General features: G+C 69.9%; 21 protein-coding genes. 12 read left to right on the top strand and 9 right to left on the bottom strand.

The window, feature by feature from the left end; genetic code table 11:
- Positions 1-36: 36 nt before the first annotated feature.
- Positions 37-1,914 (top strand): MFS transporter, encoded by a 1,878-nt coding sequence (locus tag GPA22_RS13475; RefSeq protein WP_169256569.1) that lies wholly within the window; start codon positions 37-39, stop codon positions 1,912-1,914.
- Between the two features lie 157 nt (positions 1,915-2,071).
- On the opposite strand, the gene GPA22_RS13470 is transcribed toward GPA22_RS13475, so the two are convergent.
- From GPA22_RS13470 to GPA22_RS13460, 3 genes are read right to left on the bottom strand one after another with little or no spacing between them, the layout of a single operon-like run.
- Complete coding sequence (locus tag GPA22_RS13470; protein WP_169256568.1) at positions 2,072-2,941, bottom strand: alpha/beta fold hydrolase; 870 nt, start codon at positions 2,939-2,941, stop codon at positions 2,072-2,074.
- 56 nt (positions 2,942-2,997) lie between these two features.
- Positions 2,998-4,107, bottom strand: a complete 1,110-nt coding sequence (locus GPA22_RS13465; protein WP_169256567.1) for a transglutaminase-like domain-containing protein — start codon at positions 4,105-4,107, stop codon at positions 2,998-3,000.
- Positions 4,108-4,124: 17 nt separating this feature from the next.
- Positions 4,125-4,679, bottom strand: coding sequence for a TlpA family protein disulfide reductase (locus GPA22_RS13460; protein WP_169256566.1), 555 nt, complete (start codon positions 4,677-4,679; stop codon positions 4,125-4,127).
- 359 nt (positions 4,680-5,038) lie between these two features.
- On the opposite strand from GPA22_RS13460, the gene GPA22_RS13455 reads away from it, so the two are divergent.
- Entirely contained in the window at positions 5,039-5,758 is a 720-nt protein-coding gene (locus tag GPA22_RS13455; RefSeq protein WP_343036048.1) for a hypothetical protein, read from the top strand.
- Between the two features lie 73 nt (positions 5,759-5,831).
- On the opposite strand, the gene GPA22_RS13450 is transcribed toward GPA22_RS13455, so the two are convergent.
- A complete protein-coding gene (locus tag GPA22_RS13450) occupies positions 5,832-6,317 on the bottom strand; it encodes a CreA family protein (RefSeq protein ID WP_169256565.1) in 486 nt (161 codons plus the stop codon).
- A 345-nt stretch (positions 6,318-6,662) separates the two neighbouring features.
- Here GPA22_RS13450 and GPA22_RS13445 point away from each other — a divergent pair, with 345 nt between their 5' ends.
- Complete coding sequence (locus tag GPA22_RS13445) at positions 6,663-7,319, top strand: c(7)-type cytochrome triheme domain-containing protein (RefSeq protein ID WP_246264349.1); 657 nt, start codon at positions 6,663-6,665, stop codon at positions 7,317-7,319.
- 21 nt (positions 7,320-7,340) lie between these two features.
- On the opposite strand, the gene GPA22_RS13440 is transcribed toward GPA22_RS13445, so the two are convergent.
- The 3 genes from GPA22_RS13440 to GPA22_RS13430 all read right to left on the bottom strand — a co-directional run bounded on the left by GPA22_RS13440 (position 7,341) and on the right by GPA22_RS13430 (position 10,201).
- Positions 7,341-8,003: a DsbA family oxidoreductase gene (locus GPA22_RS13440; RefSeq protein WP_169256564.1), complete on the bottom strand. Its 663-nt coding sequence runs from the start codon at positions 8,001-8,003 to the stop codon at positions 7,341-7,343.
- A gap of 84 nt (positions 8,004-8,087) precedes the next feature.
- Positions 8,088-9,116, bottom strand: a complete 1,029-nt coding sequence (locus tag GPA22_RS13435; RefSeq protein WP_169256563.1) for a DnaJ C-terminal domain-containing protein — start codon at positions 9,114-9,116, stop codon at positions 8,088-8,090.
- Between the two features lie 5 nt (positions 9,117-9,121).
- Complete coding sequence (locus tag GPA22_RS13430; protein WP_169256596.1) at positions 9,122-10,201, bottom strand: extracellular catalytic domain type 2 short-chain-length polyhydroxyalkanoate depolymerase; 1,080 nt, start codon at positions 10,199-10,201, stop codon at positions 9,122-9,124.
- 200 nt (positions 10,202-10,401) lie between these two features.
- Here GPA22_RS13430 and gmk point away from each other — a divergent pair, with 200 nt between their 5' ends.
- The 4 genes from gmk to GPA22_RS13410 are packed head-to-tail and all read left to right on the top strand — an operon-like array spanning position 10,402 to position 14,580.
- Complete coding sequence (gmk, locus tag GPA22_RS13425) at positions 10,402-11,016, top strand: guanylate kinase (RefSeq protein WP_169256562.1); 615 nt, start codon at positions 10,402-10,404, stop codon at positions 11,014-11,016.
- Positions 11,017-11,019: 3 nt separating this feature from the next.
- On the top strand, positions 11,020-11,235 hold the full coding sequence (gene rpoZ, locus GPA22_RS13420; protein WP_169256561.1) for a DNA-directed RNA polymerase subunit omega: 216 nt from the start codon (positions 11,020-11,022) through the stop codon (positions 11,233-11,235).
- A 32-nt stretch (positions 11,236-11,267) separates the two neighbouring features.
- Positions 11,268-13,472: a RelA/SpoT family protein gene (locus tag GPA22_RS13415; RefSeq protein ID WP_169256560.1), complete on the top strand. Its 2,205-nt coding sequence runs from the start codon at positions 11,268-11,270 to the stop codon at positions 13,470-13,472.
- A gap of 1 nt (position 13,473) precedes the next feature.
- A complete protein-coding gene (locus tag GPA22_RS13410; RefSeq protein WP_169256559.1) occupies positions 13,474-14,580 on the top strand; it encodes a CobW family GTP-binding protein in 1,107 nt (368 codons plus the stop codon).
- Here the strand turns inward: GPA22_RS13410 and GPA22_RS13405 are convergent.
- A complete protein-coding gene (locus tag GPA22_RS13405) occupies positions 14,575-16,008 on the bottom strand; it encodes an aminotransferase-like domain-containing protein (protein WP_169256558.1) in 1,434 nt (477 codons plus the stop codon). The two genes, GPA22_RS13410 and GPA22_RS13405, sit on opposite strands and share 6 nt — an antisense overlap.
- 164 nt (positions 16,009-16,172) lie before the next feature.
- Between GPA22_RS13405 and GPA22_RS13400 the strand changes: the two genes are divergently transcribed.
- The 3 genes from GPA22_RS13400 to GPA22_RS13390 all read left to right on the top strand — a co-directional run bounded on the left by GPA22_RS13400 (position 16,173) and on the right by GPA22_RS13390 (position 18,540).
- Positions 16,173-16,772, top strand: coding sequence for a LysE family translocator (locus GPA22_RS13400; protein ID WP_169256557.1), 600 nt, complete (start codon positions 16,173-16,175; stop codon positions 16,770-16,772).
- 85 nt (positions 16,773-16,857) lie between these two features.
- On the top strand, positions 16,858-17,046 hold the full coding sequence (locus GPA22_RS13395; RefSeq protein WP_169256556.1) for a DUF3460 family protein: 189 nt from the start codon (positions 16,858-16,860) through the stop codon (positions 17,044-17,046).
- Between the two features lie 90 nt (positions 17,047-17,136).
- On the top strand, positions 17,137-18,540 hold the full coding sequence (locus GPA22_RS13390; RefSeq protein ID WP_169256555.1) for an exonuclease domain-containing protein: 1,404 nt from the start codon (positions 17,137-17,139) through the stop codon (positions 18,538-18,540).
- Positions 18,541-18,568: 28 nt separating this feature from the next.
- Here GPA22_RS13390 and GPA22_RS13385 read toward each other — a convergent pair whose 3' ends face one another.
- The gene (locus GPA22_RS13385; RefSeq protein ID WP_169256554.1) at positions 18,569-19,249 is read right to left on the bottom strand and encodes a Crp/Fnr family transcriptional regulator; all 681 of its coding nucleotides are present in this window, start codon (positions 19,247-19,249) and stop codon (positions 18,569-18,571) included.
- A gap of 219 nt (positions 19,250-19,468) precedes the next feature.
- Here GPA22_RS13385 and GPA22_RS13380 point away from each other — a divergent pair, with 219 nt between their 5' ends.
- Entirely contained in the window at positions 19,469-21,418 is a 1,950-nt protein-coding gene (locus GPA22_RS13380) for an ATP-binding protein (protein WP_169256553.1), read from the top strand.
- Positions 21,415-22,068, top strand: coding sequence for a two-component system response regulator NarL (narL, locus tag GPA22_RS13375; protein WP_169256552.1), 654 nt, complete (start codon positions 21,415-21,417; stop codon positions 22,066-22,068). Before GPA22_RS13380 ends, narL begins: the two co-directional genes overlap by 4 nt.
- The last annotated feature ends 57 nt before the right edge of the window (positions 22,069-22,125 follow it).

Raw genomic sequence — 22,125 nt, 5'->3', positions numbered from 1 at the left:
ACCACCTTCACCGGACCGCGAACTGAGTTCCCCGAAATGACCCAATTCCAGCTGATGCGCGAGCGGCGCTTCCTGCCCTTCTTCCTCACGCAGTTCCTCGGCGCCTTCAACGACAACCTGTACAAGAACGCGCTGGTGGTGCTGATCACCTTCCAGGCGGCGCGCTTCACGACGCTCGCGCCGGGCGTCCTCGTGAACCTCGCCGCGGGCCTCTTCATCCTGCCCTTCTTCCTGTTTTCGGCGACTTCCGGCCAGCTCGCGGACAAGTTCGAGAAGACGCGCCTGATCCGCTTCGTGAAGCTCTTCGAGATCGCCATCATGGCGCTCGCGGCGGTGGCGTTCGCGCTCGATTCGCTGGCGCTGCTGTTCGCCGCGCTCTTCCTGATGGGCGTGCATTCGACGATCTTCGGGCCGGTGAAATACGCGGTGCTGCCCGTCTATCTGCGCGAAGAGGAACTCGTCGGCGGCAACGCGCTGGTCGAATCCGGCACCTTCATCGCGATCCTGCTCGGCACCATCGCCGGCGGCGTGACGATCGCGCTGCCGGGCGGCGCGGCGTGGCTGTCGGCCGCGGTGATCGCCGTCGCCGTCGCGGGCTACCTGACGTGCCGCCGGATCCCGCCCGCGCCGGCCGCCGACCCCGGGCTGAAGATCAACTGGAACCCGCTCACCGAAACCTGGCGCAACATCCGCTTCACGCGCGAGAACCGCACGGTCTTCCTCTCCATCCTCGGCATCTCGTGGTTCTGGTTCTACGGCGCGCTGTTCCTGTCGCAGTTCCCCGGTTATGCGAAGGACGTGCTGGGCGGCGACGAGCACGCGGTGACGCTGCTGCTCGCGCTGTTCTCGGTGGGCATCGGCGCCGGCTCGCTGCTGTGCGAGAAGCTCTCCGGCAAGCACGTCGAGATCGGCCTCGTGCCCTTCGGCTCGATCGGGCTGTCGCTGTTCGCCTTCGACCTGTGGCTCGCGAGCCCCGCGGCCGCGCACGCCGGCGACCCGCTGCCGCTCGCGGCGGTGCTGGGCGCCCCCGCGACCTGGCGCGCGCTCGTCGATCTGGTGATGATCGGCGTGTTCGGCGGCTTCTTCATCGTGCCGCTGTACGCGCTGGTGCAGGCGCGCTCGAACCCCGCGCACCGCTCGCGCATCATCGCCGGCAACAACATCCTCAACGCCCTCTTCATGGTCGTCGCCGCCGGCCTCGGCGCGGGCCTGCTCGCGGCGGGCGTCACGATCCCGCAGCTGATCCTGATCACCGCGGTGCTCAATGCCGCCGTGGCGCTCTACATCTACACGCTGGTGCCCGAGTTCCTCGTGCGCTTCATCGTGTGGCTGCTCGTGCATACCGTGTACCGGCTGCGCGCGCAGGGCATCGAGCACATCCCCGAGGAGGGGCCGGCGCTGCTCGTCGCGAACCACGTCAGCTTCGTCGATGCGCTCGTGATCATGGCCGCCTCGCGCCGGCCGGTGCGCTTCGTGATGGACCACCAGATCTTCCGCTGGCCGGTGCTGTCCTTCGTGTTCCGCGCGAGCCGCGCGATCCCGATCGCCCCGGCGAAGGAGGACGCGGCGATGATGGAGCGCGCCTTCGACGAGGTCTCCGGCGCGCTCGAAGCGGGAGAACTCGTCGGCATCTTCCCCGAAGGGCGCATCACCGACGACGGCGAGCTGAAGCCCTTCCGTTCGGGCGTCACGCGCATCCTCGCGCGCACGCCGGTGCCGGTCGTGCCGCTCGCGCTGCGCGGCCTGTGGGGCAGCAGCTTCAGCCGCAAGGACGGCCCCGCCTTCAGCCGGCCGCTGCGGCGCGGTTTCTTCAGCCGCATCGAGGTGGTCGGCGGCCTGCCCGTCGCAGCCGAGGCGGCCACGCCCGAAAGCCTGCAGGCGGCGGTCGCCGGGCTGCGCGGCGAGATGCGTTGAGCCGGATCGGGATCAGCGGACCGTAGCACCGTAGGGCGGAAAAGCGCAGCGCCTTCCGCCGTATGTCCGCGGGCGGCGAGTCCCATGCGGCGGATAACGCCTTCGGCTCATCCGCCCTACGGTCGCGCCGTCACGAGAGGGCCGCCGGACATGGGCCTCAGTCGCGTGCGAGGAAGGCCTCTATCGCCGCGGCGACCTGCTCCGGCTGGTCGTGCTGCAGGTTGTGGCCGGAGTCGGTGATCGTCACGCGCCGCATGTCCGCGAAGCAGGCGAGGCGGCGCTCGATCTCCGCGGGGGCGTCGGCGAAGCGCTCGGCGACGTAGCCCTTGTCGGCGAGCATCATCAGCACCGGCGCCTTGATCCCGCGCCAGGCCGCCATCACGTCGCCGGCCTGGTAGCGCACCGGCGACGGCACCTTGTGCCACGGGTCGCCGGCCATCGTCACCTGGCCGTCGGGCAGCGTGCGCGACACGTGGCGTGCGAGGAAGGCCGCCTTCGCGCCGGTGAGCCGCGGGTTGGCGAGCTGCAGCCGGCGCGCGAACGCGTCGTGGTCCGCGTAGCCGCGCAGCGGCTGCTCCTTGCGCAGGTTGTCGAGCCAGCCGGCGAGCTGCGCGGGCGCATCGTCTTCGGCCGTCGCGGTCAGGCCGAGGAAATCCATCATCACGAGCTGCGCGACGCGGTCCGGGCGCACGCCGCTGTAGGCCGACGAGATCGCCGCGCCCATGCTGTGCCCGACGAGGCGCGCGGGGCGGTCGGGCGAATAGTGCGCGAGCAGCGCGTCGAGGTCGCCGTAGTAATCGGGGAACCAGTACGGCCGGCCGAGCCATTCGCTCGCGCCGTAACCGCGCCAGTCGGGCGCGATCACGTGCCAGTCGTGCGCGAGCGCATCGACGAGAAACTGGAAAGTCGCGGAGGTGTCCATCCAGCCGTGCAGGAAGAACACCGCTGGCGCATCGGCGCTGCCCCAGTGGCGCACGTTGTAGCGCAGCCCGCGGATGTCGAGCTGCTCGCAGAGGGAAGCTTTCATGCGGACGATGATAGCAAGCCCGGCCGTTCCGCGCCGGGCCCGTACCGTCGCGCGGCTCACGCCGCGGTGATTTCGCGTGCCGTCAGCGTGTAGCGGAAGTTCGCCGGGTCCAGGCTGTCGAAGCGGCCGTCGCGGTTCTCGCCCTGCGGATACATCAGGTAGGGCGCGTCGGGGCCGTCGCTGCCCGGCAGGCGGATGTCGTGGCCGAAGTTGTACGCCTGCCAGTTCATCTCCCACGCGCCGAACAGCGTGTTGCGCGCCGCGACGACCTTCGGATCGGACAGCAGCAGGTTGCCCGGTGGCTCCTCGAGCGCGACCTTGCGCACGTCGGCCGGATCGATCGGCACCCAGCCCGCGTGCTCCAGCCAGACCTCGGCGCGGCAGTGCTGCGCGCGCGACACGTCGCCGCTCTTGCCCAGGCTCTTGTAACCGTAGCGCGAATCGGCGACGCGGATGCCGTAGACGTCGCGCGCCGGCAGGCCCAGCGAGCGCGCGAGGCCGACGTACAGCGCGTTGAGGTCGGCGCACTTGCCGGAGAGGTCGCCGGTCTCCAGCATCGCGCGGATGTCGCCCAGGCCGCAGCCGCGCGTCTTGGGGTTGCGGAAGGTGTTGGCGACGATCCACTCGTAGATCGCGCGCGCCTTGTCCTCGTCGCTCTTCGCGCCGCGCGTGATCTCGCGCGCGGTGTCGAGCACGATGCCGTCGGTCGGCAGCATCGCGGTCGCCCGCGTGTACAGCGCGCGCTCGGCCGCGGCGAGTTGCGGCACGCGCCCGCCATGCGCGAGGTCGACGGCGCGGTCGCGCGTCGCGCAGCGGCTTACGACCTCGACCACCGGGACGTCGGTCGCCACCGGCCAGGTCGCGTGCAGCATCGTTGCGCCGTAGACCGGGTCGGTCGCGAGCACCATCTCCCTGGCATTGCCGGTCCACGCGTTGCCGACCGGGCGGCTCCAGTCGCTTTCGGCCACCGTCGGCAGCGGGATCCACACCTGGGTGGGGCCGTCCGTCGCGACCGGCTCGACGCGCGTCACGAGCTCGAACACGCGCCAACCGTTCTCCGGCCGCGGCGTGAAGGCGGGCGCGACGGGCAGCGCTGCGCGGCTCCACGCGGGCAGCGCGAGGCTCGCGGCGATCGCGGAGGTCCTGAGGAAATTCCTGCGGTTCATTGTCGATGGTCTCCGTTTCACGCCTTGGCCGAACGATTCGCGGTGACGCTGCGGATGCGCGCGCGCACGCTGTCGTGATGCCAGTCGAGATCCCCGCGCACGCGCAGCTGCGGCTGATGGGCGGCGTCCAGGAGCAGGGTGGTCGGCAGGTAGCGCACGTCCCATGCGCGCGAGATGACCTGCTCGGGATCGTTCACGAACGGCGGGTCGACGAGGTGGTCCTCGAAGAAGCGGCGCACCTCGTCCGCACGGTCGGCGACTGCGACGGTGACGAGCGCGAGGCCCGGTTCCGATTCGGTCAGGCTGACGAGCGCGGGCATTTCCGTGCGGCACGGTTCGCACCAGGTCGCCCAGAAATTCACCAGCACGGATTTGCCGCGCAGCGGCTCCAGCACGCGGCGCAGGGCTGCGGGCGCAGGCGGAAGCTGGCCCACCGCTTCCAGCTTGTCGCCCGGCAGCGGCGTGCGCGAGTTGCCCGGCATGGACAGCGCCGGCGGCGCGAAGGCGGCCGCGACGAGGCCCCCGATGGAGGCGAGCATGCGCCGCCGTCCGGCGCAATGCGGATCGAACATGATTCCTACTCTCCCGATTCCTTCATGACGACGCGCGCGGCGCGACGCCACAGCCGCCCCGGTGCGGAAGTCGCCGGGGCTTAAAAGGGATGCACGAGGGCGTCCCGTCCGTGAAACAATGCGGTACGTAGACCGCTCAGGCGGCCGATGCACAGATCGGCTTCGATTGCCTGAAAACGCAATTATCGCACGGCCGCGGCGGGGCGCTGCGCGAGGGGGTGAAATTCCCCAGTTCAGGCTGCGTAAGTCACTGCCCCGCTGTGGAAAATTGGTTACGATCCAGTCGAATGGGATTTTTTTCGCGTGATAGAATCCGCGCTTCCACGGCTAATCGGCCGTGACGTTTTCGGAGAGTTCCTGTGAAAGCCTGGTTGTTGGTCGCTGTTGCCGCGTCGGTCGGCCTTGCTGCATGTTCCAAGAAAGAAGAGGCCGCCGCCCCGAGCCCGGCGCCCCAGGTCGCTGCGCCCGCCGCTCCGGCGGCGCCTGCAGCCGTCTCCGCCGCCACGCCGAATTCCGGCAAGGTCGTGCAGCTGCTGCAGGGCGGCGGCTACACCTATGCCGAGGTCGAGGCGGCCAACGGCGAAAAGGTGTGGATCGCCGGCGGGCAGATCGAAGTCAAGACCGGCGACACCGTCCAGTGGGGCGATTCGGCCGTGATGACGAACTTCGCGTCGAAGTCGCTGAACCGCACGTTCGACCGCATCCTGTTCGTGAACGCCTGGGGTCCCGCCGGGTCGTCGCCGACCGGGGTGGCGCCGCACGGTACGCAGCCGATGGCCGGCCAGGCGATGGGCCAGCATCCGCCGATGCAGGGCATGCAGCAGCCGGCCGCGCAGGCCGCCGCGCCGGCCGGCAGCAGCGGTCAGGTGAAGAGCGTCGTGAATGGCGGCGGCTACACCTACCTCGAAGTGCAGCAGAACGGCGCCACCGTGTGGGTCGCCGCGCCGGTCACCGAGGCGAAGGCCGGCGACACGGTCAGCTGGGGTGACGGCATGGTCATGACGAACTTCACCAGCACCTCGCTGAACCGCAAGTTCGACCAGATCATCTTCGCCAGCGCGGTGCGCGTGGGCAAGTGATCCGTGGCGGCCGCACCCGTGTGCGGCCCGGGATGCACCAGGGGGCCGCGCTTTTCGCGCGGCCCTTTGCATTTCAGCGTACGGGAATCGGCGTGGCGCGGTCCACCGCGACCGCGGTGACGCTGTTCTGTGGGCTGCCCTCGATGATCTTGTCCGAATAGGTCAGATAGACGAGCACGTTGCGCTTGCTGTCGACCATGCGCACGACCTGCAGGCGCTTGAACAGGATGGACTGCCGCTCCGAGAACACTTCCTCCTTGAGCGGCAGCGGTTTCGCGACGTGGATCGGTCCGACCTGGCGGCACGCGATCGAGGCCTCGGCGACGTCTTCGGCGAGGCCGAAGGCGCCCGACAGGCCGCCGGTCTTCGCGCGCGACACGTAGCAGGTGATGCCTTCGACGCGCGGGTCGTCGTAGGCCTCGACGACGATCTTGTGGTTCGGGCCGATCAGCTTCCAGACCGTCGAGACGTCGCCGAGCGTTTCGGCCAGCGCCGTCCCCGCCGGGAACAGGACGCAGCCGAGGAGGGTCGCGGCGAGCCGCTGTAGTGCGTGTGTCATGCCGTCAGGTTCTCCACGAGTGGCAGGTTGCGGCCGCAGGCGGTGCCCCGGCGGCGCGTATGCGGGGAGTATAGCGCCGGGTGCCCGCGCGGCGTCCGCGATTCCCGGCCGCGGGAACGGCACGGCCGGCGTGTCGTCGTACCGATACCGGGTCGCACGGTGCCGGCGGTCGCACCGGACCGCGGCTGCACGATTCTGCTGTGGCCGGATTGCTGCGGAGGGGGCAGAATGCGCGCCGAACGTGCCGCTGCGTGCGCCCGGGCGGGGAAGGACCCCGCCGGCAGGGGCATGCGGTTGGCGCCGAACTTGCGTGCAGGCGCGGCAGGATGGATGGACAGTGATCTGATGGGAAAACGAATCTTGCGTGGTCTGGCCGGCCTGTGCGTCGCGGCCGTGCTGTATGCCGCCGGGCCTTACGCCGGCGCCGCACTGAAAACCGTGGAAGTGCCGCCCGATGCGGAAGAGAAGCCGGCCGCCGCGCCCGCGCCGCGTGTCGGCGGGCAGCAGCGCGCCCCCGCCGGCGAGTTCTACGATCCGGCGAGTCCCGCGTACGAACGCCTGCAGCGCGCCGACGAGGCGCTGAGCGACCTGCCGCGCGACCGCGACGGCAAGGTCGACTGGATGACCGCGCTGCGCCAGGGCCTGATCCAGCCGCGTCAGCGCATCGACGGCAAGGACGGCGAGCCGCCGCTCGACCTCGACGTGATCCTGCGCAACACCAAGGAGATGCCCAACGTGCGCTTCCCGCACCGCGCGCACACCGAATGGCTGGCGTGCAAGAACTGCCACCCCGATCCGTTCGCGGAGAAGGCCGGGAGCACGAAGATCCGCATGGAGGACATCTTCCGCGGGCAGTTCTGCGGCAAGTGCCACGACCGCGTGGCCTTCATCACGCACCGCAACTGCTACCGCTGCCACAGCGTCAATCGGGACGGCACGCCCGCGCAGCCGCCGGCGGTGCTGCCGGTGCATCCCGCGGCACCGCCCACGCCGGCGCACTGAGCCGGCGGCGCTCCGCCGCGTTCAGGCGTTCTGCAGAGACTGCAGGACTGCCGCGCCCAGCACCGCGGGGGTCTGCGCGCCGGAGACCGCGAGGCGGCGGTTGAAGATGAAGAAGGGCACGCCGTTGACGCCCTGCTTCTGCAACTGGCCCGCCATACGCCGGACCGTCGCCGCATCCTCGTCGCTCTCCAGGTAGGCCTGGACGTCCTCGCGGTCGTCCCCCGCCGTCTCGGCCGCGATGTCGACCAGCGTCGCGATGTCGCCGATGTCCCGCCCCTGCTGGAAATGCGCCGCGAACAGCGCCTCGCCGAGGGCGTTGATCTGCGCCGCCGTGTGCCCCTGCGACTGCGCGCGGTAGGTCAGGCGGTGCGCGGGGAGCGTGTTGGGGCGCGTCGCGATGCGGTCGAACGCGAACTGCAGGCCATCGGGCGCGGCGGCCGCGGCGATGCGGCCGAGCATCTCGTCGACGCCGCGGCGCCCGCCGAATTTCGCCTCGAGGTAGGGGCGATAGGGCTCGCCCGCGGCGGGCGTGTCCGGATTGAGGAAGAAGGGCAGCCAGTTCACGCGCACTTCGAGGTCCGCGTGGGTGGCGCGGACCTGTTCGAGCGCGCGGACGAGACGCGTCCTGCCGAGGAAGCACCAGGGGCAGATGAAGTCGGAGACGAAGTCGATGTCGAGGATCATGGAGTGCAGTTGAGGTGATGGGGCGGGCCGTCTGCCCGCCTGAACGCGGCACGCGCGGGTTGCCTGGCCGTCTCCGCGAGCGCCCTAGGGGACGTCCGGCGTGTCGTGCAGCCAGCGCGCTTCCCAGAGTGCCACATCCGGCAGGTGGCGGGAATGATTCGCGGTGACGAGCGTGTCGAGCTGTTCGAGCAGTCCGCGCATCCCGGCATCCGGCGCCTCGGGCAGCACCGGCACCAGATGCACGATCAGGTCGCCCGCCGCCTGCCCCTTGCGTCCCGGAAAGCCCGCTCCCGCGACCCGCAGCGTGCGGGCGGCCGCAGTGCCGGCTTCCAGCCTGAGCGTGCGCGTGCCGCCCGGCAGCGGAATCGCCAGTTCTCCCCCGATCAGCATCCGCAGCGCACTGACCGGCCGTTCCAGCACCAGGTTGCGGCCCTCGAGCCGATACAGCGCGTGCGGCAGGTGCCGGATGTGCAGGATCAGGTCGCCGGACGGGGCGCCGGCAACCGGATCCCCCGCGCCGGCGACGCGGATTTCATCGCCATCGAGCAGGCCGGCCGGCAGGTGGGCGATCACCGGACGCAGCGTGCGCTGGCGCCCGCTGCCATGGCAGCTCGGGCAGGCCTGTTTCGTCAGGTAGCCGCGGCCCGCGCAGTACCGGCATGCGACCAGGCCGGTGCGGCCATGCACGCGGCCGGTGCCGTGGCAGTGCGCGCACAGCCGCGTATGGCGCAGCACTTCCTCGCCGCTGCCGTCGCACGCGTCGCAGGTCCCCTCGTCACCGACGTCGATGGTGCGTTCGCCGCCGTGGAAGGCCGCCTCGATCGTGAGCGTGAGGTCATGGTGACGGTCCGCGCCGCGCGTGCCGCCGGCTGCGTCGCGGCCTTCGTCCGCCGGCTCGGCATCGTCATCGCTCGCGGCGGGCGCTTCGTCGCTCCCCGCCGCCAGGCCGTCCAGCAGGGTTTCGTACGCCGCCCGCAGGGCCTTGAAATGCTCCAGCGCATGCGGGTCGGGGTTGCGGTCCGGGTGCCACAGCATCGCCAGGCGGCGGAAGGCGCGCTTGATGTCGTGCGCGCTGGCGCCCGGCGCGAGGCCGAGCAGCTCGTGGGCGTCCATGTCGTTCAGCGCTCCGGCGAGGGCGGCAGGGGTGTGGCGAGGCGTTCGAGCATCGCCCGCACCGCCTTGATCTGTCCGCCGTTACGAGTCGCGTAGTCGGGGTCCGCGTAGCCCCACCAGTCCCAGCAGCCTTTCGGGTTATACACCCAGCGCAGCGATCCCCAGGCGAAGCCGTTGCGCGGCCGGACCTGGGGGTACAGCACGATCAGCCGGTTGCTGTCGGCCCATTCATTGTAGCCGGCGCCGTCGACGAAGCGGCGGCCGACCTCGGCCTCGCCCTGGCGGCAGCCGTGGAAGGCGACATGCACGCGACACCCGCCGCTGCGGCATTCGCCCGGCACGTACGCGTAGCCGCGGTCGGCGAGGCTCAGGTCGATCGGTGCCCGGCCGGTGAAGGGGCGCTGGTCGAAGGCGAGCAGCTCCCCGGCGGGGGCTGCGCTGCGCGGCGCGAGCGGTCCGAGCAGATGCGCGAGCAGTTCGCCCGCGGCGTCGAGGTCGCCGCAGCGGTTGATGAAGGGCGGCTCCGAGGTCGCGCAGGCGTTCGGCTGCGGATCGGCGATCGACATCATCGCGTGACCGGCCTCGCCGACCGCGACGAAGCGGATCGCGTCGCCGGGCAGCACGCGCCGGTAGAAGGCGAGCAGGGCGTCGACCACGGGGCGTTCGACGGTGCGGTCGGCGCCGCCGGCGAACACCCACACCCGGTCGTCCTGCAGTCCGGTGGCGGGATCGATGCGCTGCGCGCCGGCGGCCGCCTGCACGCGGGCGAAGGTGGTGTCGGCGTCGGGCGCGCGGGCGCCGCTGCCGGGGTTCATGCAGTTGTTGAGCGCCCGCCACACGCTGCCCGCGGCGCAGTCGTAGGGGCCGGCGGCGAGGATGCCGGCACCCGTCACCAGCGCCGAATGGGCGACCTGGAACTGCACCGCCATGTAGCCCCCCGACGAGACGCCCGACACCGTCAGCCGGTCGAGGCTGGCGCCCAGCGCGGGCAGGGGCGGCGCTTCCGCGGCGACGCCGGCGCCCGCAAGCGCGCTCAGGCCGAGTACGCAGAGCAGTCGGGAAATGACGTGGCGGTAGCGGGACATGGTGTGCACGATAGTCGATCCGGGTGCATCCGGGGCGGTTTTCGCCGGGGGACATCAGCCTTTGCCATGCGGGGTTTGGCGTCGCGTCACGGCGGCTGGCACAATGACGATTCCCCTTACGGCGAGGCCGGCGCGTGCCGGCAACGGACCACCAGCGAACCACGGAGGCCGCGTCTTCGGCGACGCGGCGTGCGAAATCCATGCCCGGTACCCTGATCATCATCACTGCGCCGTCCGGCGCCGGCAAGACGACCCTCGTGCGCGGGCTGCTCGAGCGCGACCCGCAGATGCACCTGTCGGTGTCCTACACCACGCGCGCGCCGCGCCCCGGCGAGCAGGACGGGCGCGAGTACCACTTCGTCGACGTCGGCACCTTCCGCACGCTGCGCGACCGCGGCGAGTTCCTCGAATGGGCCGAGGTGCATGGAAACTACTATGCGACGTCCAGGGTCTGGCTGAAGGACCAGATCGCCGCCGGGCGCGACATCCTGCTCGAGATCGACTGGCAGGGCGCGCAGCAGGTGCGCAAGAGCTTCCCCGACGCGGTGGGCGTGTTCGTGCTGCCGCCTTCGGTGGAAGAGCTCGAGTCGCGCCTGCGCGGCCGCGGCACCGACAGCGAGGAGGTGATTGCCCGGCGCCTGCTGGGCGCGCGCGGCGAGATGCGGCATGTAGGGGAATTCGACTACGTTATACTGAATGACGATCTGCAAAACGCCATCGGCGACCTCGTCGCGGTGGTGCGGGCGTCGCGGCTGCGCTACGGGCGCCAGCGCGTGCGGCACCAGCAGTACTTCGATTTTCTTGAACAGGACTGAAACATGGCTCGTGTCACCATCGAGGATTGCCTCAAAAAGATCCCCAACCGCTTCCAGCTGACCCTGGCCGCGACCTATCGCGCCCGCCAGATCACGATCGGCTCGACGCCGCAGGTCGAAATCGACAAGAGCGACAAGGACAAGCCGACCGTGATCGCCCTGCGCGAGATCGCCGCCGGCAAGGTCGGCCTGGAAGTCCTAAACCGCGGGCAGGCCTGATCCCCGCACGGGGAGCCGGGAGTCGTGCCGTCATGGAAGCAGCCGCTGCGGTTCCCGCCCCCGAACCTTTCCGTCCTCCCGCCTCGAGCGTGCTGTCGCTCGACTTCGCCGAACTCAAGGCGAAGCTGGCGACCTACCTGAAGCCGGAGGACGTTGGCCGCGTCGAGGCGGCCTACCATTTCGCCGCGAGCGCCCACGAGGGGCAGTTCCGCATCAGCGGCGACCCCTACATCTCGCACCCGGTCGCGGTCGCCGACATCGTCGCCGACTGGCACCTCGACCCGCAGGCGCTGATGGCCGCGCTCCTCCATGACGTCATGGAGGACACCCACATCTCCAAGCAGGAGATCGCCGAGCGCTTCGGCAAGACCACCGCCGAGCTCGTCGACGGCCTCTCCAAGCTCGACAAGATCGAATTCCGTTCGCAGGAAGAGGCGCAGGCCGAGAACTTCCGCAAGATGCTGCTGGCGATGGCGAGCGACCTGCGCGTGATCCTGGTCAAGCTCGCCGACCGCATGCACAACATGCGCACGCTGCAATGCGTGCGCCCGGCCAAGCGGCGCCGCATCGCCAGCGAGACGCTGGAGATCTACGCGCCGATCGCCAACCGCCTGGGCCTCAACAACCTGTACCGCGAGCTGCAGGAACTGTCGTTCGAGCACAAGTACCCGATGCGCTTCCGCGTGCTGTCGCGCGCGATCAAGGCGGCGCGCGGCAACCGGCGCGAGGTCGTCGGCAAGGTGCTGCAGTCGATCGAGGAGCGGCTGCCGCAGTGGCACATCGCCGCCGAAGTGCGCGGGCGCGAGAAGCACCTGTTCTCGATCTACCGCAAGATGGCCGAGAAGCACCTGTCCTTCTCGCAGGTGCTCGACATCTACGGCTTCCGCGTGATCGTGCGCGACGTGCCGGCCTGCTACCTCGCGATGGGCGCGCTGCACTCGATGTACAAGCCGGTGCCGGGCAAGTTCAAGGACTACATCGCGATCCCCAAGGCGAACGGCTACCAGTCGCTGCACACGACGCTGATCGGCCCCTTCGGCACGCCGGTCGAGGTGCAGATCCGCACCGCCGAGATGCACCACATCGCCGAGAGCGGCGTCGCGTCGCACTGGCTGTACAAGGAAGACGAGAAGACGCTCACCGAGCTGCAGCAGAAGACGCACTCGTGGCTGCAGTCGCTGCTGGAGCTGCAATCGACCTCGGGCGAGGCGACCGAATTCCTCGAGCACGTGAAGATCGACCTCTTCCCCGGTGAGGTCTATGTGTTCACGCCCAAGGGCCGCATCCTGTCGTTGCTGAAGGGCTCGACGCCGGTCGATTTCGCCTACGCGGTGCATACCGACATCGGCAACCGCTGCGTCGCCTGCCGCATCAACGGCGACCTGATGCCGCTGCGCACCGAGCTCAGGAACGGCGACCAGATCGAGATCATCACCGCCGCGCACGCCAACCCCAACCCGGCCTGGCTCGCGTACGTGCGCACCGGCAAGGCGCGCGCGCAGATCCGCCACTTCCTCAAGGGCGCGCAGCAGGAGGAATCGGTGACGCTGGGCGAACGCCTGCTCAACCAGGCGCTGCGCCCGCACGGCCTCACGCTGGGCCAGATCAGCACCTTCGCGTGGGACCGCTTCCTGCGCGACCGCGGCGTGCGCTCGAAGAAGGACGTGTTCGCCGACGTCGGCCTGGGGCGGCGACTGCCGGCGATCGTCGCGCGGCGCCTCGCGCAGGCGCAGGACCAGGAGTCCGGCCGCCCCGACGTCATCAAGCCGAAGCCCGCCGGTGCGATCCTGATCCGCGGCAGCGAGGGCATCGCGGTGCAGCTCGCGCGCTGCTGCCAGCCGATCCCCGGCGACCCGATCATCGGCGTGATCCGCAAGGGCCAGGGGCTGGAAGTGCACCTGCACGACTGCCCGGTGGCCTCGAAGGTGCGCGGCGACCGCGGGCGCTGGGTGGATGTCGAGTGGGAGGCCGGCGAGGACCGCCTGTTCGACGTCACGATCCGCGTGCTGACGAAGAACGTGCGCGGCGTGCTCGCGCGCGTCGCCAGCGCGATCGCCGACGCGGACTGCAACATCCAGAACGTGTCGATGGACAACGAGCAGGGCGGCCTGTACACGGCGATGAACCTGACCGTGCAGGTGCGCGACCGCATGCACCTCGCGCGCGTGATGCGCGGCGTGCGGCGGGTGCCGGAGATCGTGCGCATCGCGCGCCCGAAGAGCGACGCGCGCGCCTGAGATGGCTCACGCCCGGCCCGACGCCGCGGACGGCGGCGACCGCCGCATTCCCGTCACCCTGCTGACCGGCTTCCTCGGTGCCGGCAAGACGACCCTGCTCAACCACCTGCTGCGCGACCCCGCGATGGCGCGCGCCGCGGTGCTGATCAACGAATTCGGCGAAGTCGCGGTCGATCACCACCTCGTCGACAAGGTCGACGAGACCCTCGTCGTGCTCGATTCCGGCTGCGTGTGCTGCAGCGTGCAGGGCGATCTTGTGAAAGCGCTGAAGAACCTCTTCATGCGCGCGCTGCGGCGCGAGATTCCCGGCCTCGAACGCGTGCTGGTCGAGACCACGGGCCTCGCCGACCCCGCGCCGGTGATCTACACGCTGATGCAGGAGCCCTTCATCGCCGAGCGCTACCGCTGCGACGGCGTGATCACCGCGGTGGACGCGACGCACGGCCAGGGCCAACTCGACCGCCACCGCGAGGCGGTGCGTCAGGTCGCGATGGCCGACCGCCTGTTGCTGACCAAGTGCGACCTCGCGGGCGAGGACGAGCGCGCGGCACTCGCAGCGCGGCTCGCGACGCTGAACCCGGGCGCACAGCAGATCGAGGTGTTCCGCGGCGAAGTGCCCGCTGCGGCGGTGTCGGGCTGCGGCCTGTACGATCCCGCGGGCAAGATCCCGGACGTCGCGCGCTGGCTCGGCGACGAGCGCGTGCGCGCGCAGGCCGCAGCGGCGCCGGCATGGCGCAAGCCGGGTGCGAAATCTGCCCCCGCGCAAGGCCACGAGGCGCGCCACGACGAGCACGTCACGAGCTACGTGCTGCGTTTCGACGCGCCGCTCGACTGGCTGGGCTTCTCCGACGGCCTCGGCCTGATCCTGCAGGTGTATGGTGCGCGCATCCTGCGCATCAAGGGCCTGCTGAACGTCGCCGGCGACCCGCTGCCGCGCGTCGTGCAGTGCGTGCAGCACGTCGCCTATCCGACCAGCAGCCTGCCCGCGTGGCCCGATGGCCCGCCCTACGACGACCGCCGGAGCCGCCTCGTCTTCATCGTGCGCGACCTCGCGCGCGAGGAGGTCGTCAGCATCCTGTCGAGCTTCTGCGGCCAGCCCTGCTCATGACTGCTGCCGCGCGAGCTCGCCGAGTGTCATCAGCGCATGCACGTGCCGATCGGAGAACGGGTAGCAGCCCGACAGCCGGATGTGCCGCGTATAGCGCCCGCTGGGCGAGAACAGCTGTCCCGGCGTGATGCTGATGCCGCGCGCGAGGGCGGTGTCGAACAGGCGATTCGAGTCGCAGCCCGCGGGCAGTTGCACCCATAGCAGGAAGCCGCCGGTGGGCCGTGTCGCCTGCGTGCCGGCGGGGAAGGCGCTGTCGATCAGGCCGCGCAGGCGCTCGACCTGCCCCGCGTAGGTGCGCCGCAGCCGGCGCAGATGCTGCGCGTAGCCGCCGCTTTCCAGGAACACGCCCAGCGCCTCGCACAGCAGCGCGGGCTGCGCGACCGAGCTGCAGAACTTGAGGTCGTTGAGTTCCCGCCGGAAGCGCCCGCCCTCCATCCAGCCGATGCGAAAACCCGGCGCGAGCGTCTTCGTGTAGGACGCGCACACGATCACCCAGCCGCCGCGGTCGAAGGCCTTCACGGCCGGCTGCAGCGGGGTCGCGTATTGCAGCTCGGCGTACAGCGCGTCCTCGATCACCGGCACGCGGTACTCGTTGGCGAGTTCGGCGAGACGCCGCTTGCCTTCGACCGGCATGCTGGTGCCGAGCGGATTGTGCACGTTGGGCATGGTCACGACGGCCTGCACGCGCTTTTCCGACAGCAGCAGCTCCAGCGCGTCGAGCGACATGCCGGTCTCGGGATGCGTCGGCACCTCGATCGTCTTCAGCCCCAGGCGCTCCGCGAGCGGGATCAGGTTGAAGTAGGTCGGCGACTCCAGCGCGATCGTGTCGCCGGGGCGCGTCACCGTGCGCAGCGCGAACTGCAGCGCCTCCATGCAGCCGTTGGTGAGGATGATGTCCTCGGGCGCCAGCGTCATCGCCAGGTCCTGCGCATGGCGACAGATCTCGCGCCGCAACAGCAGCGATCCGGGCGGCAGGCTGTAGTCCGACAGCAGCTCCGGCCGCCTGCGTGCGAGGTCGGACACGAGCCGCCCGAGGCGTTCGCCCGGATAGAAGGTGCTGCCCTTCGGGCACGCGAGCGACAGGTCGATCGTGTCGGGGCTCGCCTGGGCGGCGACGACGCGGCTGATCTGGTCGAGGACCTCGGCTTCCGCGGATTTCGCCAGCGTGCTGGCAGCGGCGAAGCGCGGCGCCGGCGGCGTCGGCAGGCGCGAGCGCACGAAATAGCCCGACTGCGGCCGCGCCTCGATCAGGCCGTGCGCCTCGAGCTGGCGGTAGGCCGCGAGCACGGTGTTGATGCTCAGCCCGCGGCTCTTCGCCGCCTCGCGCACCGAGGGCAGGCGCTCGCCGCTCGCGAGGCGCCCGTCGGTCATCGCGTGGCGCAGCTCCAGCGCGAGGGACTGGTACAGCGGCTGGCTGTCGTCGAGCATCGTGGGGCCTCCGGGGCGAATGGTTGCAGTCGGCGCTGCAATTGGTGGATACAGTTCGATGAAGAATAAACTGTGTCCAGCATAAAATCTATTTTCTGGCGCTGTAACCTTGCCGTGCGAATCCTTATTCTGGGTGACATGCAAGACAGCCCGGAGAAGGCACCATGTTCGATCTGCCCCTGATGACCTACGTGTTCACGATGTCCGTCACCCCCGGACCCAACAACCTCATGCTCGCGGCGAGCGGCGTCAATTTCGGTTTCCGCCGCACCCTGCCGCACATGCTCGGCGTGAGCATCGGCCACGGCGTGCAGGTCGTGCTCGTCGCGAGCCTGCTGGCCTGGATCATGGTGTGGCTCGAAGCGCTGCGCGTGCCGCTGGTGATCGCCGGCTGTGCCTACCTGCTGTGGCTCGCGTGGCGCCAGGCACGCGCCGGCGAGCCGGCCGCGCGCGGCCAGGTCCGCCCGCTGGGCTTCTTCGGCGCCGCCCTGTTCCAGTGGGTCAATCCCAAGGCGTGGATGATGGTGCTCAACGTCGCGATCCTGTTCCTGCCGCGCGGCAGCGGCTGGCAGGCGGCGGGCGAGCTGGCGCTGTGGTGCGCACTGGTGAACCTGCCGTGCATCGCGCTGTGGGCGCTCGCGGGCGACCGCATGGGCGTCTTCCTGAAGAGCCCGGTCGCGTTGCGGGCCTTCAACTGGACGATGGCCGCCCTGCTCGGGGCGACCGCCGCGTGGATCCTGATCGACGAACTGCTGTCGAAGTAAGGCGAGGGAATCCCGTTTTGCGTACGCGGATTGGCGGCGGCTGGCCGGGCGTCTACAATGCGTCGCCTTGTACCGGGAGAAAGAAATGGCGATGTACGAATCGGATCACACCAAGTTCATGCGCGAGTGGCTGGAAAAGCATCCGAAGGAACTCGACGAGCAGAAGAAGGGCCGTGCCCTGTGGTGGGACAAGCCGCAGGACGTCGAGACCCAGAAGCGTTACGACGAGTCCCGCGTGCCGGTGAAGGCGTACTACTACGATACGCACTACTGATTCGGCACGGCCGATTCGTCTGCCGCGCACGCGTTCGCTGTTTGTCGCGTGCGTTTTGCCTGACGGGAATCCGCTCTTTCCCACGCCCGCGTGTCGCTGCCTGACTCACTGGTCCTGATCGACGTCGAAACCACCGGCGCGAATCCGTTGCGCGACCGCGTGACGGAGATCGCCGTGCTGCGCATCGAGCGCGGCGAGCTGGTCGATCGCTGGGAAACGCTGGTCAATCCCGAATGCCCGATCCCGCCGCTGATCCAGCGGCTGGTCGGCATCACCGACGCGATGGTCGCCGGTGCGCCGACTTTCGCGGCGCTCGCCGACGAGGTGCGTGCCCGGCTGGGCGGCGCCGTGTTCGTCGCGCACAACGCGCGCTTCGACTACGGCTTCATCCGCAGCGAGTTCGCGCGCATCGAGCAGACTTTCGACGCCCCGGTGCTGTGCACCGTGAAGCTGTCGCGCGCGCTGTATCCCGAGCATCACCGCCACGGCCTCGACGCGTTGATCGAGCGCCACGGCTTCACCTGTGGTGCTCGCCACCGCGCGATGGGCGACACCGAGGTGCTGTGGCAGTTTGCCCGCCTCGTCACCGACGCCTTCGCGCCCGACGTGCTCGCGCGCGCGGTCGAGCGCGCGATGAAGCGCCCGGCGCGCGCGGTCGAGCTGCCCGAGGGCGTGCTCGAAGGCCTGCCCGAGTCGCCCGGCCTGTACTACCTCTACGGCGACAACGACCAGCTCCTCTACATCGGTCGCAGCGCCTGCCTGCGTGCGCGCGTGATGGAGCACTTCGCGCCCGGCGTGAAGGGCAAGGACGCGGAACTCGCCAAGCGCGTGCGCCGCGTCGACTGGGAGGAAAGCGCGGGCGAGCTGACCGCGACGCTGCGCGAGATGGCGCTGCTGCACCGACGCTGCCCGCCGTACAACCGCGTCGCGGGCAGCGCGGAAGTCTTCGGCCTGCAGTACGTGCCGGGACGCAAGCGTCCCCCCATCCTGCAGCGCGTCGCGCTGGCGGGCAGCGATCCGGCGGCGTGGGGCGACGCGCACGGCACGTTCCGCACGAAGAAGGAAGCGGACAACCTGCTGCGCGAGCTGGCGCAGGCCTATCAGCTGTGCCTGCGCCGCCTCGGGCTGGAATCGGGCAACAGCGGCCCGTGCTCGGCGCATCTGGCGAAGCGCTGCGCCGGCGTGTGTGCCGGCAAGGAAAGCTTCGCGGCGCACGACGAACGCCTGCTCGGCGCGCTCGGGGCGGTGCGGCTGCGCCCCTGGCCGTGGCCGGGCGCGGTGATGATCGCGGAGCGCTGTCCCCACAGCGGCAGTGAGGCCTGGCACGTGGTCGACCACTGGTGTCTGCTCGGCACCGCCGACAGTCCTCAGGCGCTGGACACGTTGCGTGCGGCGCTGCCGCCGCGCCGCTTCGATCTCGACATCTACCGCACGCTGGTGCGCTGGCTGGCCGCGGACGGCCACCGCGACGCCGTCATGCCGCTCCTGCCCTGACCCTTCCGACGCCCTCCGCGCTGCGGCGTCAGGCCGCGATGCGTTCGAGCTGCAGCCGGTTGGTGAGGGTGATCGCGCGCCGTCCGCGCGGCACGATGAAGCCGTCGCGCCGGAGCCGGTTGAGCACGCGCGAGAAGGTCTCCGGCGTGAGGTTCAGCTGCGAGGCGATGGTCTGCTTGTCACAGGGAAGATGCACCTCACCGTCGTCGCTGTCGGCATGCTGAACGAGATAATGCGCGACGCGCTGCGTGCTGCTGCGCTGCGTGCATTGCTCCATCCCTTCGACCAGTTCCTGCATGCGCTCGGACAGGCGGGCCATCAGCGCCATCGCGAACCGCGGCTGGGCCGCCATCGCGGCCTGCACCGCGTTGCGCTGGATGTGCAAGACGATGCTGTTGCGGGTCGCCTGCGCCGCGAGCGTCTGGCGCGTGTCGCTGAAGATGTTCTCTTCGCAGAAGGTGTCGCCCGGCCCGGCCAGGCGCACGACCTTTTCCGCGCCTGCGCTCGAGATCAGGAACAGTTTGACCTCGCCTTCGAGGACCAGGTACATGCCTCCGGGCTCCGTGCCGCGGTGCATGATCATCTCCGTGCGGGAGGCGCGCACGGAGCGCACGCCGTGGACAAGCCGCCCCAGGGTGGCGGAGTCGAGGCAGTCGAAGGGGTCGAGGAGGGCGAGGGTCTGGACGGTTTGGGCCTGGATCGTGTTCATTGCGTTACGCTCCCTGGACGGCACATGCGGGATTCGGGCCGATGATCTTGCCCAAGTCTAGATGCAGAAACTCTGATGATCCAGTCGGCATATGCACGCCGGGAGGGGCGAAATACCTCTTCGGAGGTATTGGTGGTAATTGAGAAGTGGTTGATTTTTTGAGATTTTGCTGGATCTTGAAGATCCAGGCGACGAGCTTGGGTATATGGAGGTATCCCCATGAATTCAGCCGCTGCAGCGCAGGGCGGGGAATGGCGCGGCCTGCCGGGGCGCGTCTGGCGGATGATCGCCGGGCGCGCCGTGCTGCTCCTGTTGCTGCTTGCCTTCCTTGCGGTGGCGCTGATCGGCGTGATCGGGATCGGCGTGTCGGTGGTCGTCATGGAGTCCGTCCAGGGCAGCGCCAGCGCGGTCAACGTCGCGGGCAGCCTGCGCCGGCTCGCGCACCGGGCCGGCGGGCTCGCCGTCGCGCGCAGCATCGGCGCGGCGGATCAGGGGGCGGTGCAGGACGCCGTCGCGCAGTTCGAGGTCGCCCTCGCCAGTCCGGTGATCGCGAGCGTGCTCGAGCGTCAGCCGAGCAGCGTGTTCGCGTCGGTCTTTCGCGGTGTCGAGGCGGGCTGGAAAACGCGCATCCGGCCGCGCGTGCTGGCGATTCCCGAGGCGCCCCCCGAGGATCCGTCCGCGGCGGCGCATTACCGCGCGCTGCTCGTCGAGGTCGACGCCTTTGCCGAGGAAATCAACACGCTGGTAGCGGTGCTCGAGCACGACGCCGAGTCGCGCATCGAGCAGTTGCGCACCCTGCTCGGCGCCGCGCTACTGTTGCTGGTGGGCGCCGTCGCGCCTGCGCTGTACGTGCTGCGCCGGCGCGTGATTGCGCCCCTGAGCGGCCTGCACAACTGCGCGGCGCGCATCGCGCAGGGGGATTTCGACGCACGCACCCGATTCACCGGCCGCGACGAACTGGGGCGCGTCGGCGAGGCCTTCAACGCGATGGCGGGCGAGCTGTCGGTCGCCTATCGCGAGCTCGAATCGCGGGTCGCGCGCAAGACCGCGGATCTCACCCGCAGCAACCGCGCACTGGAACTGCTGTATTACGTGATCTCGCGCCTCTATCACGCCCCGGCGAGCAGCGCGACCTACGCCGAGACCCTGAGCGATCTCGAGCAGACGCTGGGACTGCGCGGCAGTTTCATCTGCGTCGAGCCCAAGCTCGGGGGGGCGGCATCGGTGCTCGCCTCGACCATCGGCGAGTGCCCCGAACGCCGAACCGGCAATGGGGATTGCGCCCGCTGCTCGGGGCGGCGGGCTCCGTGGAGCTACCATGGCGAGGGTGACATGGACGTGCTGCTCGTGCCGCTGCGCGACGCCGAACGCCACTACGGCATGCTGCGCCTCGCGCTGCCCCCGGGCCAGCGCCTGGGGGACTGGGAGCGGACGCTGCTCGAGGCGGTGACGCGGCACATGGGCATCGCGCTCGGCATCTCGCGCCAGAGCGAACGCGACCGGCTGCTCGCGCTGCAGGAAGAGCGCTCGATCATCGCCCGCGAACTGCACGATTCGCTCGCGCAGTCGCTGTCCTTCATGAAGATCCAGGTCAGCCTGCTGTCGCCCGCGCTGGCGGGGCCGCAGGCGCGCGAGGAAGCGGAGACGATCCTCGCCGACCTGCGCGAAGGCATCAACGCGGCCTACCGTCAGCTGCGCGAATTGCTGGCAACCTTCCGGCTGCGCATCGAGGGCGATTTCGCGCGCCTGCTCGGCAACACCGTGTCCGAGTTCGCGTCGCGCAGCGGGCTGCCGATCGGACTCGAACTCGAGCTCGGCGGCAGCCACCTCAATCCCAACCAGGAAATCCACGTCCTGCACATCATCCGCGAGGCGCTGTCGAACGCGGTCCGCCACGCCCAGGCCACGCGCATCCGCGTCGCGCTCGCCAGCGCCCCCGGCGGTGACATCACCGTCGTCGTCGAGGACGACGGCCGCGGCGTCGACGACGAATCGGTGGCCGCCGCGCATCACTTCGGCCTCACGATCATGAGCGAGCGCGCCCGCGGCCTGGGCGGCTCGCTCGAAGTCCTGTCCTGCCCGGAGGGCGGCACACGTATCGTGCTGCGCTTCAACCCGCGGCCGGCCGAGGGGCGCCCGGAACTACCCATTGTCATGGAGAACAAATGACCGACACCCGGCAACGCGTCATCATCGTCGACGACCACCCGCTGTTCCGCAAGGGACTGATCCAGCTGCTGCGCACCGTGCCCGGCTTCGATCTCGTCGCCGAAGTCGCCGACGGCAGGGAAGGCATCCGCCAGATCCTCCACCTGCGCCCCGACCTGCTGCTGCTCGACCTCAACATGAAGGAGATGTCGGGCCTCGACGTGCTGCGCTTCGTGAAGCAGGCCGACCTCGACACCCGCGTCGTGATGGTCACCGTTTCGGATGCCGCCGACGACCTCGTCGCCGCCCTGCGCGCCGGGGCCGACGGCTATCTCCTCAAGGACATGGAGCCCGAGGAAATGGTCGAGGCGCTGCGCGCCGCCGCGGCCGGCCGCATCGTCGTCTCCGACGCGCTCACGCACCTGCTGGCCGCCGCGCTGCGCGACGACAAGCGTCCCGAGAGCGCGTCCGCGGCCGGGCTCACCGAGCGCGAGCAGGGCATCCTCGAATACATCGCCGGCGGCCTGTCGAACAAGCAGATCGCCCGCGAGCTCAACATTGCCGAAGGCACCGTCAAGGTGCACGTCAAGCACCTGCTGCGCAAACTCAATTTCCGTTCGCGCGTCGAGGCGGCCGTCTGGGCCGTCGAACACCTGCGCCCCGAACGCTGATCCCACCCCGCGGCGGCCCCGGAATGGGAGCCGTTCGCATCTTGACGGCAGTCAAGG

The organism is Aromatoleum toluvorans (genome assembly GCF_012910905.1).
GTDB classification, from domain to species: Bacteria; Pseudomonadota; Gammaproteobacteria; order Burkholderiales; family Rhodocyclaceae; genus Aromatoleum; species Aromatoleum toluvorans.
Note: the sequence above shows the minus strand (reverse complement) of the source record. Positions and strands in the feature narration are given on the sequence as shown.

What these genes read in the sequence shown, in the direction of transcription:
- GPA22_RS13475 (WP_169256569.1), top strand. Translation starts at nt 37, where the DNA reads ATGACCCAATTCCAGCTGATGCGCGAGCGGCGCTTCCTGCCCTTCTTC.
- GPA22_RS13450 (WP_169256565.1), bottom strand. Translation starts at nt 6,317, where the DNA reads ATGACACACGCACTACAGCGGCTCGCCGCGACCCTCCTCGGCTGCGTC.
- GPA22_RS13445 (WP_246264349.1), top strand. Translation starts at nt 6,663, where the DNA reads ATGGGAAAACGAATCTTGCGTGGTCTGGCCGGCCTGTGCGTCGCGGCC.
- rpoZ (WP_169256561.1), top strand. Translation starts at nt 11,020, where the DNA reads ATGGCTCGTGTCACCATCGAGGATTGCCTCAAAAAGATCCCCAACCGC.
- GPA22_RS13415 (WP_169256560.1), top strand. Translation starts at nt 11,268, where the DNA reads ATGGAAGCAGCCGCTGCGGTTCCCGCCCCCGAACCTTTCCGTCCTCCC.
- GPA22_RS13400 (WP_169256557.1), top strand. Translation starts at nt 16,173, where the DNA reads ATGTTCGATCTGCCCCTGATGACCTACGTGTTCACGATGTCCGTCACC.
- GPA22_RS13470 (WP_169256568.1), bottom strand. Translation starts at nt 2,941, where the DNA reads ATGAAAGCTTCCCTCTGCGAGCAGCTCGACATCCGCGGGCTGCGCTAC.
- GPA22_RS13440 (WP_169256564.1), bottom strand. Translation starts at nt 8,003, where the DNA reads ATGATCCTCGACATCGACTTCGTCTCCGACTTCATCTGCCCCTGGTGC.
- GPA22_RS13380 (WP_169256553.1), top strand. Translation starts at nt 19,469, where the DNA reads ATGAATTCAGCCGCTGCAGCGCAGGGCGGGGAATGGCGCGGCCTGCCG.
- GPA22_RS13465 (WP_169256567.1), bottom strand. Translation starts at nt 4,107, where the DNA reads ATGAACCGCAGGAATTTCCTCAGGACCTCCGCGATCGCCGCGAGCCTC.
- GPA22_RS13395 (WP_169256556.1), top strand. Translation starts at nt 16,858, where the DNA reads ATGGCGATGTACGAATCGGATCACACCAAGTTCATGCGCGAGTGGCTG.
- GPA22_RS13435 (WP_169256563.1), bottom strand. Translation starts at nt 9,116, where the DNA reads ATGGACGCCCACGAGCTGCTCGGCCTCGCGCCGGGCGCCAGCGCGCAC.
- GPA22_RS13385 (WP_169256554.1), bottom strand. Translation starts at nt 19,249, where the DNA reads ATGAACACGATCCAGGCCCAAACCGTCCAGACCCTCGCCCTCCTCGAC.
- narL (WP_169256552.1), top strand. Translation starts at nt 21,415, where the DNA reads ATGACCGACACCCGGCAACGCGTCATCATCGTCGACGACCACCCGCTG.
- GPA22_RS13430 (WP_169256596.1), bottom strand. Translation starts at nt 10,201, where the DNA reads ATGTCCCGCTACCGCCACGTCATTTCCCGACTGCTCTGCGTACTCGGC.
- GPA22_RS13460 (WP_169256566.1), bottom strand. Translation starts at nt 4,679, where the DNA reads ATGTTCGATCCGCATTGCGCCGGACGGCGGCGCATGCTCGCCTCCATC.
- GPA22_RS13410 (WP_169256559.1), top strand. Translation starts at nt 13,474, where the DNA reads ATGGCTCACGCCCGGCCCGACGCCGCGGACGGCGGCGACCGCCGCATT.
- gmk (WP_169256562.1), top strand. Translation starts at nt 10,402, where the DNA reads ATGCCCGGTACCCTGATCATCATCACTGCGCCGTCCGGCGCCGGCAAG.
- GPA22_RS13405 (WP_169256558.1), bottom strand. Translation starts at nt 16,008, where the DNA reads ATGCTCGACGACAGCCAGCCGCTGTACCAGTCCCTCGCGCTGGAGCTG.